The following is a 12671-nucleotide window of genomic DNA, read 5'->3' on the forward strand; positions in this document are numbered from 1 at the left end:
GGTTTTCATGAGGAGGGGTGCGATGCTGGCAATGTGGGTTGAGCAATTGCTGGGGTATGCCGCAGGCGCGCTCGAGACGATTCGTAGCGACGAACATTACCCGGCGCTAATGGCCTGGGCGCGAGATGAGGGTGCGCAACACGTGGGCGGGAACCTGGCCTTGGCGCAGGCGCTGGCCCCCGAGCTGTGGAACCAGACGCCCTTGGTGCGACTCGATTTCGATTGCGAGGCGTTGGCGTTGCCTGGCCGGAATGAACCTTGCTGGTGCGACTCCGGGCGCAAGACCAAGCAGTGCTGCGGCGCCGTAACGCTGCCTGGTCCGATACCGCCGCACCTGATGTGGATGCTGTCGCTGCGTGAATGGAAGGGCGACACCCTGAAAGCGGCGTTGGAAAGCGGTCGTGCACCTGCCCAGGCCCTGCTCGAGGCCGGTCTGATTGCGGCCGAGGGCGGCCAACGCGGTCGCGCCCAGCAGATTCTCGAGGCTCTTTTCGATACCAGCGACTGGAGCCGGTTGCCTGAACAGGCCGAGCCCGCGTTCGAATTGCTCACCGATCTCTACCAAGAGCGCGGATTTCACCGCAAGAAGGCGGCACTGCTCGATGCGATTCTCGACAGGGGCCCGCTTTTCCTGCGCGGCGTGGCGCTCGAGCGGTTATGCCTGATGCATCTCGACAGCGACGACCTGGCCAGTGCGCGCGAAGCCTTCGTGCGCGCCCAGCAGACGCTGCCCGATTCCCCGACGCTGGCCTACATCGAGGCCATGCTGTTGCTGCACGAGGGGCATGCCGACGAGGCACGCGAGCGGGCGCGCTTCTGGTTCCGCCGCCTGGCCCGGCGCGGCGATCTCGACCCCGAGCAGCTCCAGTTCCTGGCCGATCTGGCGGAAAACCCCGGAGCGACGCTGGCCGAGCAAATGGTCAATTCCGAAGAGGCGCTGGCCGAGCCCTTGACCGCACTCCAGGCGCTACTCGAAGCGTTGTCCGGTGCGCCGCGTCTGACCTTCACGCATGCCGCCGACGGGCGCCTCGAGTACCGCACCTCGGCGCGCGAGGATACCCTGTTCGCCGCTTGGCAGAGTCACTTCAAGGCGCTTGTCGATGAGGAAGCGGCGCTGGGTTTCCAGGAAGACCCTTGGCCCTATGCCGGCGATTGGTTGCCGGAACTCTGTGCACATCCGGAGTGGCTGGATTCTCCGCAGGTGGTCCAGACCCTGGCGATGGCCCTGGCCAGCCGTTTCGGCAGCCTGCCGTGGATGGCGGATAGCTTCTTTGCTCCCTTGGCGGGTCGCTACGAGCGCTGGCTGACGCAGGTCGAAACGGAGGGGGGGCGCTTCGCCTGGGACGATGCCGACAATGCCTTGCTGTTGAGGACCGGCCTGGCGCTGGTGGTCGGCATGGAGCGCGGGGATCGGCAGCGTTCGCGACAGCTGGCCGAGCGCCTGCTGGTGCTGGACGATCAGGACAGCCTGGGTCTGCGTGAACTGGTGCTCGATCAGTTGCTGCGCGAGGGACGTGACGAAGAGGCTCTCCAGCTCAGCGATCAGGCCGAACCGGCTGGCCAGTCGCCACTGCTGGGCGTGCTCATGGGCCGTGTTCTCGCGCTTTATCGTCTCGAGCAACTGAGTGAAGCCCAAGCGTCGTTGCGTGCGGTCCACGAACTGAACAGCCATGCCATCGCCATGATGTGTGCCGAGAATCCCCGACCGGTTCCGTTGGCCCTGGAAGTCCCCGAGCCGGGTACCAAGGCCGAGGCATGGCAATACCGTGCCCTGATGCGCGACCAGTGGGCGGCGACGCAGGGTGCGTTGGGCTGGCTGGCGGAGCAGCGGCGCCAGATCCTCTAGGCGTGTGTTCGGCACAGGTCTTCAGTTGGCAAGCCTGTGCCGAGTCGCTTAGGTATCGCTAACGGGATTGCCCATAGGCACTAGCGTGCGGTCCCGGGCGATATACCAGGCCAGGACGATGGCAGGCAAGCCAAGCAGCGAGGCCAGCAGGAAGAAAGTGACGTAACCCTGACTGGCCACCACGATGCCCGAGAAGCCGCCGATGAATTTGCCAGGCAGCGTCATCAACGACGAGAACAGCGCGTACTGGGTCGCCGTGTAGGCGCGCGAGGTCAGGCTCGACAGAAAGGCGATGAACACCGTACTGGCCAGCCCGTTGGCCAGGTTGTCGCCCATGATCGTCACCACCAGCATGGGCAGTTCGGCGCCTATCGACGCCAGGGCGGCAAACAGCAGGTTGGTCAGCGCCACGATCAGTGCGCCGGCGACCAGCATCGGCCCGATGCCATAGCGCACCACGAGCAGCCCCCCCAGGATCCCGCCGGCAATGCTCATCAGGATGCCGAACACCTTGGTCACGTTGGCAATCTGGGACAGTGAGAAGCCCAGATCGATATACAGCGGATTGGCCATGGCGGCCATCGACAGGTCGCTGATGCGATAGAGTCCGACCAGTAGCAGCAACCACAGCGCCTTGTGGCCATAGCGCCGGAAGAAATCCGTGAACGGGCATACCACGGCGCCGATGGTCCACGCCCCCACGCGCCTCCAGAGCCGTGGCTGCCCACGTGTCTTACGCAAAAACGCGCGTACCTGGGGCTCGTGGATCAGCTGTATGCCCAGCGATGAACGGGGAGGCTCGGGACGCAGCAGCACGGTCAGCATGCCGACGCCGACCAGCATGGCCATGGTCAGGTAGGCCCAGTACCATGAAGCCAGGTCGGCCACATAGAGCGCACCGGCGCCCGCCGCCAGCAAGCCGCCCCGGTAGCCGATGATGTACGTCGAGGCCATGGCGGCCTGGATTTCCTCGGCGGCGGACTCGATGCGAAACGCATCGATGACGATATCCTGTGTCGCCGAACCGAACGCCACCAGCAGCGCAAAGCCGGCGACCGCCGCCAAGCTCGCGGTGGGGTCGACATGCGCCAATCCCACCAGACCGCCGGCGATGGTCGCCTGGGCGAGCAGCATCCAGCCACGGCGTTGGCCGAACAGACGAGTCAACCCGGGCAGTGGCAGCCGATCGACCACCGGCGCCCAAAAGAACTTGATCGAGTAGAGCATGCCGATCCAGGAGAAGAAGCCGATCGCAGCCACCTCGACATTGACGTCCCGGAGCCAGGCCGTCAGTGTCGAGAACACCAGCAGAAAGGGCAGGCCGGCCGAGAAACCCAAAAACAGCATGGCGATGACCGGCGCCTTGAAATAGACGCCAAAAGCGTCTAGCCAAGATCGGGATGGGGGGCGGTGCATCAAGAGGTATTCTCCTAACCGAAAAGGCGTGATTGCCGATAGCCGACGATACCGGCTGCAATGATAAACTGAGGGATAACTTACGTTGTTCATCCCCGGCAATTCAACGCCTTGCCGTTGCCAGTCTGTTGGCAGCGAGCCGTGAGGCCATGACGTTTGTGGAGCATTATGAGTGATCAGATGGAGGATCGCAGCCTGAACGGACAAGACGCGACTCCGCGTTGGTATGTGATCCAGTGCAAGGGGGGGGAATCCTTTCGTGCCGCGGAGCATCTGGGCAACCAGGGCTACCGGGTCTTTCATCCCGTTCTACAGGTCCAGAAGAAGCGCCGCGGTAAGCTCTGCTGGAGCGAAGAACCGCTGTTTCCCTATTACCTTTTCATTCACCTCGACCGTGTTGCCAGCAACTGGCGTCCAATCCGTTCTACCCGTGGCGTACTCAAGCTGGTCGGATTCGGCGACGATCCGCTACCGGTCGATGACCGCCTGGTCGATGTCCTGCTCGAAAAAGCCAGTCAAGAGGCCGGGCCTCACGATACCAACGTCTATTTCCGTGCCGGTGAGATCGTCGAGATCACCGAGGGGCCGTTCCGCGCGCTTCAGGCGGTCTTCGAGAGCCAGAAAGGCGAAGAGCGCGCCATCGTCCTGCTCAATATGCTGCATCAGCAGCAGCGCCTGGAAGTGCCCGTCGGGGATCTGCGTCGGCATTAAGCGTTCATGACGAGTCTCAAGCCAATTCGTGCAATTAACGAGGTAACCATGCCGATAATCCCCCAGCAGGTCGTGACCCTGCATTACATGCTTCGCGACGCTGAAGGGCATGTACTCGACGATTCGAGACAGCGCGATGCGCCGTTAAGCTACTTGCATGGTCACGACAATATCGTGGCCGGCCTGGAGCAGGCGCTGACCGGGGCCGAAAGCGGAACGCGCTTGACCGTGACATTGGCGCCGGAGCAGGCCTACGGCAGACGCGACGAGGCCTTGGTCCGTCATGTCTCGCGCAGTGCCTTCGGCGATGTCGCCGATCTGAAGCCCGGCATGCGCTTTCAGGCGCAAGGCCCCGACGGTCCGCGAACCGTGACGGTGGTCGATGCCGACGATACCCGGGTCACGGTGGATGCCAACCACCCCCTGGCCGGGCAGACCCTGCACTATGACGTCGATATTCTCGAGGTGAGAGAGGCCACGCGTGCCGAACTCGCCAAAGGGCACCCGCTGGATGAGGATGTCGATCACACCCAAGTCGAAGATCGTAAACAGTTCTGAGTTTCTGATCGGGATCAAACCTGGCGGTACGTCTTGCACTCGGCAGGCAGGACATTGACCTGGGTCAGTACTTCCCCGTCTTCTCCCCGCTACATTGGGTTCAACATCGGTTGGGGGACAGGATCATGTACTGGGATGAAGCGGTCGTTTTCGGGCTGGTGACGGTAGGTCTGCTGATCGCCTTCATGGGCGGAATCTTTGCCTTCGTCGTGCATGACAACAAGCGCGGCAAGGGAAAACGCCCGCGCTGATCCCAGTGTTTCAGGTTGTCGTCAGGGGAGGGGGCTGCTGCCCCCGCTAGCCGGCCTTCGGGCCGGCATTTTTATTGGGCGCTTTCACTCCGAGGTCATCGAACAGGCTTGCAACTCGGGCCTTGCGAGGAACGTCTCGACCGGCTCGGGATAAGCCAGATAGTAACCCTGCATCATGCTGGCCTGTTGCTGACGCAGAAACTCCAACTGAGTGGCCGTTTCCACGCCTTCGGCCACGAGACGCAGATGTAGCGTGCGTGCCAATGCAATGATGGATCGGGCCAAGGGCGCATCGGCACCGTGCTGGACGGGATCGATGAATGCCTTGTCGAGCTTGATCTCGTCGACAGGGAATTCCTGCAGGTAACGCAATGAGGAATAACCCGTGCCGAAGTCGTCCAGGGCGAGTTGCACGCCCAACTGGCGCAGTGCACACAAGGTCGTGACCATGCCGGGTGTGGCCAGCAGTGATTCGACGATTTCCAACACCAGGCGTCGGGGGGCGAAACCGCCTTTATCCAGGAGCGTTTCGATGCGTGACAGAAAATCGTCGTCGCTGAGCTGCTGGACGGATACATTGACCGATAGCGTCGTATCGGTACCCGACAGCGGGCCACGCAGCAATTCGACGGCTTGCTCGAGTACCCAATAGCCTATCGGACGAATCAATCCGCTGCGTTCGGCATGGTCGATGAAGTAGCCGGGCGCCACCAGGCCGTGTTCCGGGTGTTGCCAACGCAACAGCACCTCTGCGCCGCGCAGTTCGCCCTCCGGTGTGAATTGTGGCTGCAAGTGGAGCCGGAACTGTTGCGTGTCGAGCGCCAGGCGGAGTTCGCGTTCGATCTGGATTTGCTGGCGTTCCCACTCGCCGAGAGCCGGCTCGTACTGGATGAGCGCCGGTATGGTTTGTTGACGGGCATGCTTGAGGGCCAGCTCGGCACGCTGTAGCACGAGCTGCAAGTCGTTTCCGTCACTGGGGTAATGCGCCATGCCTGCCGAAAAACGCAACTGGCAGGACTGGGCCTGTACTAGCCAGGCCCGCTCGGTCAGATTGCTCAGCATTTCGCCAAGGCGTTGCTGAAGCCAGGCATCGAGCCCCGTACCCGGAAGGATGATGGCCAACTGGTTGGCGGGCAATCTCACCAGACGGGGAATGCGACGATGCGGCAGCAGGTAACCGCGGATTTCCGTGGCGACCTGGCGCAAGGCTTCATCACCGCCACCCTGGCCGAGTAGTGCATTGATGTGTCCGAGCCCGCGAACGCGTATCAGAACCAGGTGAAACGCCGGCATACGACTCGCGGTCCGTTCGAGCGTCTCGTTCAGGGCGTGAATCGTCGGCAGCCCGGTCACATGGTCGTAATGAATGTGCTGATACAGGTCGTGTTCGATTTCGCGCCGCCGGAGCGATTCGGCAAACTGCGACAGCAGTCCCGAAACGCCCATGACACTATTGATCTCATCGGCACGCCATTCGCGGGGCTGTAGCGATTCGCAGCACAGGGTGCCGCGCAGTTCTCCGCCAACGAAAATGCCCACTTCCATGGTGGATACAATGCCGTGTTCGACAAAGTAAGAGCGCAATGCCTCCAGTCTTGGATCCTGCTGAGAATGGAGCGTGGCCAGGCAAGGCGCGCGATGCAGCGCTTCGATGTACTTGCCGAGCGAGGTCATGTCGATCTGGACACCGACGAGCGACGTTTCCAGGCTGCTTCGGCAGGTCATGGCGCCCGGAGGATCGTCGAAGAACCATAACGAGATGCGATGTACGTTCAGCAATTCACTAAGTGCGACCTGAACCGCCTGCAGAAAATTCTCTTCGGAAATATCCTGATGGTAGAGGTCGCGCAAATGTTGCCAGATCTGCTGCTGTTGACGTAGCCGAGCCTGGGTGTCGCGCAGTTCGTCGTTCTGTCGGGACAGGACCCGGCCATGGTGAGACAAGTAGCGATAACCGAGAATCGCCACGATGCCGAGCAGGCCCAGGCTAACCAGGATGGCAGCTAGCATTTGCAGAAACAGGCTGTCTGGGGAGGAATCGGCTTGCTGTTGGTTCACCCATACGATGATGAGAGCAGCGGCCAAAAAATTGCCCAACAGGAGCATGGCCAACAGTAATCGGGCCCGGTAGCGCCCGTGGCTGGAACGGAGAGCGGGTTGTCGTTCTTCTTTCGTCATGCCAAGTGTCAGCCCCTTATGGGGCCTCAAGGCGGCGGCAGTAGGCGCCGAATCATGAAAGTCTGACGACTTGCTGCGTTGATCGTCAATATCTCGCCTATCAACCCAACACTGACAATGGGATCGCGCGAGTCTAGGTAAGGCGGGTATCGGCTTCCGAGGTGAGCCCGACATGTGCGGGCCGGTACTCCGCTATCCATGCCAGGACCTTATCGGCACTCAATGGACGTGAAAACAGGTATCCCTGAGCCTGATCGCAGCCGGCTTCGGCAAGCAGCGAGAGATGTTGTTGCGTTTCGACCCCTTCGGCGATGACCTGAAGGCCGAAATTGTGGGCCAGCATGACGCTGGCACGCACGATCACCGCATCTTCGGGCTGTAGCGGCAGATCGAGTACGAAGGACTTGTCGATCTTGAGGGCGTCGAGAGGAAGGCGGCGCAACTGGGCCAGCGAGGAGTAACCCGTGCCGAAATCGTCGATGGCGACACGAATGCCATGGTCGCGAAGCTCGCTCAAAAGCTTGGCCGCCAGGGCGGGGTCTCGCATGACAGCCTGCTCGGTGATCTCGAGCATTAACAGATGGGGCGCAATACCCTGCTGTTCCAAGTTGCGTAACAGGCGCGTCGGAAGTTGACTGTCTTCGAGATCGTCGGCCGTGAGGTTGACGGCGACTGTCTGTGGCTCTCCCAGGCTCTGCCAATCGGCCATTTGCTGGATGACCTGGCTGAGCATCCAGTCGCTAATCAGGCCCATGTGGCCCGATTGCGCGGCCAGGGGAAGAAATTCGTCGGGTTGGAGCAGCCCGAAGGCAGGATGCCGCCATTGCAACAGTGCCTCGAAACCTCTGACTTCGCCGTTGGCGATACCGACCTTGGGTTGATAGACCAGGTGCAGCTGTTGGTCGCGAACCGCCCTGACCAGGTCGCGCAGAAGCAATCGGTCACGCTCATAGTTTCGATCGTGGCCGCTCTGGTAGGCATAGTAACCATCGTTGGTATCCCGGGCGAGCCCCAAGGCGATGGCCGAGCGCCTCAGCAGGCGCCGGGGATCCTGCCCATGCTCGGGGCTCTGCAGGTCGGCGATGGACAAGGACGGTACCAGGGCGGTGCCGTCCAGTTCGAGCGGTAAGCAGAGCTCTTCACGCAGCCGGTCGGTTACGGCGACAGACGCTTCCGGATGGTTGACCAGCATCAGGAACTCATTGCCACCCAAGCGGTACAGCCGGCCGTGATGAAAATCCAAGGACAGGAGACGATGTGTCAGGGCAATGAGGAACTGATCGCCCAATGTATGGCCCAGTGTCTTGTTGATCTGCTTGACGTTATCGACGCTCAGTCGAATCAACGAAAACTCGGCGTTGGCTGTCACCAGCCGATCGATTTCCTGCAGCGCACTCACGTAGGTGCCGAGGCCGGTCAGGGCGTCGAGGTTGCTGGCGTGAAGTGGCGTCTGCCATGCCAGCAGGCGTTTCTGAAACCGGTTGAGCAGGCTTTGCTGACGGTTCATGAGCGGTGTCGGAGGACAGCGGGCCGAGGCTGGCAGCAGGGCCATCGCCAAGTGACTCGCACCTAGTGCCAAGCCTAGCAGTAACAATCCGAGGCAGCGTCGAAAGTTGGCTAGCATCACGTTGAAGAGTCACTGTACAAGGGTAAGGGATGAACGGAACCGTTCCTTTCCGGAGCATAGCCGTACAGACGCCGGCTCAGGACAGGCATGATAACGGCAATTGTAAACGCTTTGTTACTGACTTTGACTGCGGCGACGCAAAAAAGTGCGCATGGCGGCGCGTTATTTAATCGGCGTCAGACGTCCACCAATACTCGACCCAAGCCTGCATGACTCGCTCGGGATACCATGTCTGCCCCAGGCTGCCGTTGTAGCGTGCCAATGCACGGGTGAGATCGCCACTTTCTAATTTTAGATAATAGGCAAGTATCGTACAGCCATAACGCAAATTCAGGCCGGGATCGAGAAGATTGTCATCGGCACGCCCAATGGCCTCTTTCCAGAATGGCATGATCTGCATCAGTCCTTGGGCTCCGGCGGAGGAAACGGCATGGCTATCGAACCCGCTCTCGACCTGGATGACCGCCATGACGATATCCGGCGAAAGGCCGGCCAGCGTCGCTTCTGCCTGTACCCCGGCGAGTAGGGCGAGGCGTCGTTCTGCCTGGGGGGCGAAGCGCGCCAGCCGATCGTGGCGATGGGCAAGCCACGTCTCGGTCGTGGCCCGTCGTTGGCTATCGAAGGGAAAGGTTGTCGCCTCGGTCAGCGTGTCGATCAATGTAGGAGGCAGCGCCTCGGGCACCTGCGCGGCGGCCGTCGCTGGTGTGGAGGATGAAACGTGCAGGAAAGTCGCCATGAGCAGGCTCATGGCGACGCGAGACTTACCCTTGCAAACGTTCACGCAGGAACGTGACCACATCGTCGGCTGGGATCATGGTATTGGCCTCGTCACGGCGCCCTTTGTACTCGAGTTCGCCATTGTCCAGGCCGCGATCGCCGATGACGATGCGGTGGGGAATGCCGATCAGCTCTTGGTCGGCGAACTTGACGCCGGGACGCGTGTCGCGATCGTCGAGCAGCACGTCGAAACCCTGAGCGGTGAGCTCGGCGTAGAGCCGCTCGGCGGTTTGCCGGACGCGTTCGGACTTGTGCGCATTCATCGGCACCAGAACGACCTCGAAGGGAGCGATGGCATTCGGCCAGATGATACCGTTGGCATCGTTATTCTGCTCGATGGCGGCCGCAACGATGCGCGTAATACCGATGCCGTAGCAGCCCATCCACAGGGTGGCGGCCTTGCCGTTCTCGTCGAGCACCGTGGCGTTCATCGCCTCGGAATACTTCTTGCCGAGCTGGAAGATGTGTCCGACCTCGATACCGCGCTTGATGGACAGCGTGCCCTTGCCGTCCGGGGACGGGTCGCCCTCGACCACGTTGCGGATGTCGGCCACCTTGGGCAGGGCGACATCGCGCTCCCAGTTGATGCCGAAGTAGTGCTTGCCATCGATGTTGGCGCCGGCCCCGAAGTCGCTCATCAGCGCCACGCTGCAGTCGATGACGACCGGCATGTCCAGATTGACCGGGCCCAGCGAGCCCGGTCCGGCCCCTACGGCTGCGCGAATTTCCTCTTCGTTGGCCATGGTCAGCGGTGCCTTGACCTCGGGCAGGTTCTCGGCCTTGATCTCGTTCAGCTCATGGTCGCCGCGCACCAGCAGGGCGATCAGGCCGCCTTCTGCGGCATGCACCATCAGTGTCTTGATGGTTTTCTCGATGGGCAGGCCATGCTGCTCGACCAAGGCGGCGATGGTCTTGGCGTTCGGCGTATCGACCAGGCGCAGTTCCTCGCTGGGGGCGGCACGCTCGACACTCTTGTCTTGCGGGGCTGGCAGCGCCTCGGCTTTTTCGATGTTGGCGGCGTAATCGGACTCGCTGGAGAACACGATGTCGTCCTCGCCGGAATCGGCAAGAACATGGAATTCATGCGAACCGGTGCCGCCGATGGCGCCGTTGTCGGCCAGCACGGGGCGGAAGTTCAGGCCCAGGCGAGTGAAGATTCGCATGTAGGCGTCGTACATCGCCTGGTAGCTTTCCTTCAGCGAGTCTTCATCGACGTGGAAGGAGTAGGCATCCTTCATGATGAATTCACGCGAACGCATCACGCCGAAACGCGGACGGATCTCGTCGCGGAACTTGGTCTGGATCTGGTAGAAGTTGCTCGGCAGCTGCTTGTAGCTGTTGATCTCGCGACGCACCAGGTCGGTAATGACCTCTTCATGCGTCGGCCCGAAGCAATAGTCGCGCTGGTGGCGATCGACGATACGCAGCAACTCGGGGCCGTACTGCTCCCAACGCCCCGACTCCTGCCACAGCTCCGCCGGCTGGGCGGCGGTCATCAGGATTTCCTGGGCGCCGGCGCGGTCCATCTCCTCACGCACGATTCGCTCGACCTTGCGCAAGGTACGCAAGCCTACCGGCAGCCAGGTATACAGACCCGAGCTCAGCCGACGGATCATGCCGGCCCGCAGCATCAACTGGTGGCTGACGACCTCGGCATCGGCAGGAGTTTCCTTGAGAGTGGCGATCAACAATTGACTGGCGCGCATGGGTCCGGCGATTCCTTGGTAAGGGGTAAACGAGCGTGGGTGCATTGTACGGCCAAGCGTGAGCGGCAGCAAAAGCCCCCTATGGCCTTAGCGCAGCGACAGGCGTTTCACCGTATGTTCGAGACGTTCGTGCTGCAATGGCCAATCGTCATGGTTGTTGACCTGGCCGGAATTGCGCAACTCGTGAATGGCATCCAGATCGAGGCGGGCATACTGCCAGCCGGGTGTACTGTCGTCGGCCAGCGCAAGGACGCCGTTGGGTGGAAAGCCATGATCGCATGGCGTGTAGACTGCCGCGCGCCCGATATTGATATCCACGGCCGGTGACCAGAGTGCCTCGCCGACCGTGGGCGAATGAACGACCGCCACCTGTTGTTCGATGGCACGGGCCTGGGCGCACCAGCGCACACGATGATAGCCGGCATCGGTGTCGGTGCAGCTGGGCACCAGCAGAAGCTCGGCGCCGGCTTCCACCAGGGCGCGGGCAAGCAGCGGAAACTCGCTGTCATAACAGATCAGTACGCCGAGCCGGCCGGCAGGCGTATCGAACAGCTTGAGGTCCTGGCCGGGACCGATGCCCCAGGGGCCACGCTCGAAGCGGGTCATGATCTGCTTGTCCTGGAAGTCGGCGCCTGTCGGGGTGAACAGCCAGGCCCGGTTGACGAACCGCTCGTCGTCGAGCTGCCAGGGCATCGACGGGGCGAGTAGCGTCACACCATAGCGTTGCGCAAGGTCCCGCCACGTGGCTACCACGTCGTCGCGCATGGGCTGCAGCGCCCTGACCTGGGCATGCAGATCGTCACGGATGGAATCCGCCAACAACGACGCCAGCTCCATGCTGCCGTATTCGGGCAGGACCAGCAGTTGCGAGCCATGACTGACGGCATCCTGGACCCAGCGTGCCGCCTTGGCCTGAAAATCCGCGAAGGAGGTGAACGTATCGATCGGGTACTGCGCAGTGGCGACGTCGAGTGTGCGGGCCATCAGGCGCGTTCCTCCTCGGGTGACTTGAGCCAGAAGGTCATGGGTTTTTCACTCTCGTCACTGTCACCCACGTCTTTCCAGGCAAAGTGCGTGGTCAGTTCCGGATGACGTTGGTAACCGCGGCTTTTCCAGAAGCCGTCGAGCGGTCGATAGTTCGCTGGACGGGCAGGGTGGTCCTCGGCACGCTGGACGGCGCAAAACGCGACGAGGTCGTAGCCGGCTTGCGCGGCGTGTCGCTCGCGCTCGGTCATGAAGGCTTTGCCGATGCCCTGGCCACGGTACTCGGGAAGCAGGACGGATTCACCATAATAGAAAATACGCTCGATAGCGTAGCCATGCGCTTCGAACGGTGCGCGAAACTCGTCGCATTCGGCGCGTAACGGCATGCCGGTGGCTGCGCCGATCAACGCCTCGCCATCGAAAGCCAGCACGAACAGGCTGTCGGGGCACTCGGCGTAGCGACGCAGATAATCCGACTCATAGCCATGGTCGCCGTCGTAAAGGTAGGGATAATCGCGAAATACCCTGATGCGCAGCGTGGCCAATGCATCGAGAAACGGTTCGATGGCGTTTCCCTGCAAACATCTTATGTCGACCATGTGGTTTCTTTCCCGATG

Annotated in this window: 11 protein-coding genes; 4 read left to right on the top strand and 7 right to left on the bottom strand. The window is 61.6% G+C overall.

The window, feature by feature from the left end; genetic code table 11:
* Positions 1–22 precede the first annotated feature (22 nt).
* Positions 23–1846 (top strand): SEC-C domain-containing protein, encoded by a 1824-nt coding sequence (locus tag MHM84_RS00165; RefSeq protein WP_239261196.1) that lies wholly within the window; start codon positions 23–25, stop codon positions 1844–1846.
* Between the two features lie 48 nt (positions 1847–1894).
* Here MHM84_RS00165 and MHM84_RS00170 read toward each other — a convergent pair whose 3' ends face one another.
* On the bottom strand, positions 1895–3262 hold the full coding sequence (locus tag MHM84_RS00170) for an MFS transporter (protein WP_239261198.1): 1368 nt from the start codon (positions 3260–3262) through the stop codon (positions 1895–1897).
* A 168-nt stretch (positions 3263–3430) separates the two neighbouring features.
* Here MHM84_RS00170 and rfaH point away from each other — a divergent pair, with 168 nt between their 5' ends.
* The 3 genes from rfaH to ccoM all read left to right on the top strand — a co-directional run bounded on the left by rfaH (position 3431) and on the right by ccoM (position 4782).
* Positions 3431–3973, top strand: coding sequence for a transcription/translation regulatory transformer protein RfaH (gene rfaH, locus MHM84_RS00175; RefSeq protein ID WP_239261200.1), 543 nt, complete (start codon positions 3431–3433; stop codon positions 3971–3973).
* A gap of 48 nt (positions 3974–4021) precedes the next feature.
* Positions 4022–4531 carry a peptidylprolyl isomerase gene (locus tag MHM84_RS00180; protein ID WP_239261202.1) on the top strand — a complete coding sequence of 170 codons (510 nt, stop codon included), beginning with the start codon at positions 4022–4024 and terminating at the stop codon, positions 4529–4531.
* Between the two features lie 125 nt (positions 4532–4656).
* Positions 4657–4782, top strand: coding sequence for a cytochrome c oxidase subunit CcoM (ccoM, locus tag MHM84_RS21395; RefSeq protein ID WP_275445612.1), 126 nt, complete (start codon positions 4657–4659; stop codon positions 4780–4782).
* 84 nt (positions 4783–4866) lie between these two features.
* On the opposite strand, the gene MHM84_RS00185 is transcribed toward ccoM, so the two are convergent.
* The 6 genes from MHM84_RS00185 to MHM84_RS00210 form a co-directional block, all read right to left on the bottom strand.
* Entirely contained in the window at positions 4867–6960 is a 2094-nt protein-coding gene (locus MHM84_RS00185) for a GGDEF and EAL domain-containing protein (RefSeq protein WP_239261203.1), read from the bottom strand.
* 133 nt (positions 6961–7093) lie between these two features.
* Positions 7094–8467, bottom strand: coding sequence for a bifunctional diguanylate cyclase/phosphodiesterase (locus MHM84_RS00190; RefSeq protein WP_239261204.1), 1374 nt, complete (start codon positions 8465–8467; stop codon positions 7094–7096).
* Positions 8468–8753: 286 nt separating this feature from the next.
* Positions 8754–9323: a lytic transglycosylase domain-containing protein gene (locus tag MHM84_RS00195; RefSeq protein ID WP_239261205.1), complete on the bottom strand. Its 570-nt coding sequence runs from the start codon at positions 9321–9323 to the stop codon at positions 8754–8756.
* 25 nt (positions 9324–9348) lie between these two features.
* Complete coding sequence (locus MHM84_RS00200; RefSeq protein WP_239261206.1) at positions 9349–11070, bottom strand: proline--tRNA ligase; 1722 nt, start codon at positions 11068–11070, stop codon at positions 9349–9351.
* Positions 11071–11157: 87 nt separating this feature from the next.
* Positions 11158–12054, bottom strand: a complete 897-nt coding sequence (locus MHM84_RS00205) for a carbon-nitrogen hydrolase family protein (RefSeq protein WP_239261207.1) — start codon at positions 12052–12054, stop codon at positions 11158–11160.
* On the bottom strand, positions 12054–12653 hold the full coding sequence (locus MHM84_RS00210; protein WP_239261208.1) for a GNAT family N-acetyltransferase: 600 nt from the start codon (positions 12651–12653) through the stop codon (positions 12054–12056). Before MHM84_RS00210 ends, MHM84_RS00205 begins: the two co-directional genes overlap by 1 nt.
* Positions 12654–12671: the final 18 nt, after the last annotated feature.

The sequence above is a fragment of the Halomonas sp. McH1-25 genome, assembly GCF_022348165.1.
Lineage (GTDB): Bacteria > Pseudomonadota > Gammaproteobacteria > Pseudomonadales > Halomonadaceae > Modicisalibacter.

Coding starts and splice junctions, on each gene's coding strand:
- rfaH (WP_239261200.1), top strand. CDS start 3,431: ATGAGTGATCAGATGGAGGATCGCAGCCTGAACGGACAAGACGCGACT.
- ccoM (WP_275445612.1), top strand. CDS start 4,657: ATGTACTGGGATGAAGCGGTCGTTTTCGGGCTGGTGACGGTAGGTCTG.
- MHM84_RS00195 (WP_239261205.1), bottom strand. CDS start 9,323: ATGGCGACTTTCCTGCACGTTTCATCCTCCACACCAGCGACGGCCGCC.
- MHM84_RS00165 (WP_239261196.1), top strand. CDS start 23: ATGCTGGCAATGTGGGTTGAGCAATTGCTGGGGTATGCCGCAGGCGCG.
- MHM84_RS00185 (WP_239261203.1), bottom strand. CDS start 6,960: ATGACGAAAGAAGAACGACAACCCGCTCTCCGTTCCAGCCACGGGCGC.
- MHM84_RS00210 (WP_239261208.1), bottom strand. CDS start 12,653: ATGGTCGACATAAGATGTTTGCAGGGAAACGCCATCGAACCGTTTCTC.
- MHM84_RS00200 (WP_239261206.1), bottom strand. CDS start 11,070: ATGCGCGCCAGTCAATTGTTGATCGCCACTCTCAAGGAAACTCCTGCC.
- MHM84_RS00190 (WP_239261204.1), bottom strand. CDS start 8,467: ATGAACCGTCAGCAAAGCCTGCTCAACCGGTTTCAGAAACGCCTGCTG.
- MHM84_RS00205 (WP_239261207.1), bottom strand. CDS start 12,054: ATGGCCCGCACACTCGACGTCGCCACTGCGCAGTACCCGATCGATACG.
- MHM84_RS00180 (WP_239261202.1), top strand. CDS start 4,022: ATGCCGATAATCCCCCAGCAGGTCGTGACCCTGCATTACATGCTTCGC.
- MHM84_RS00170 (WP_239261198.1), bottom strand. CDS start 3,262: ATGCACCGCCCCCCATCCCGATCTTGGCTAGACGCTTTTGGCGTCTAT.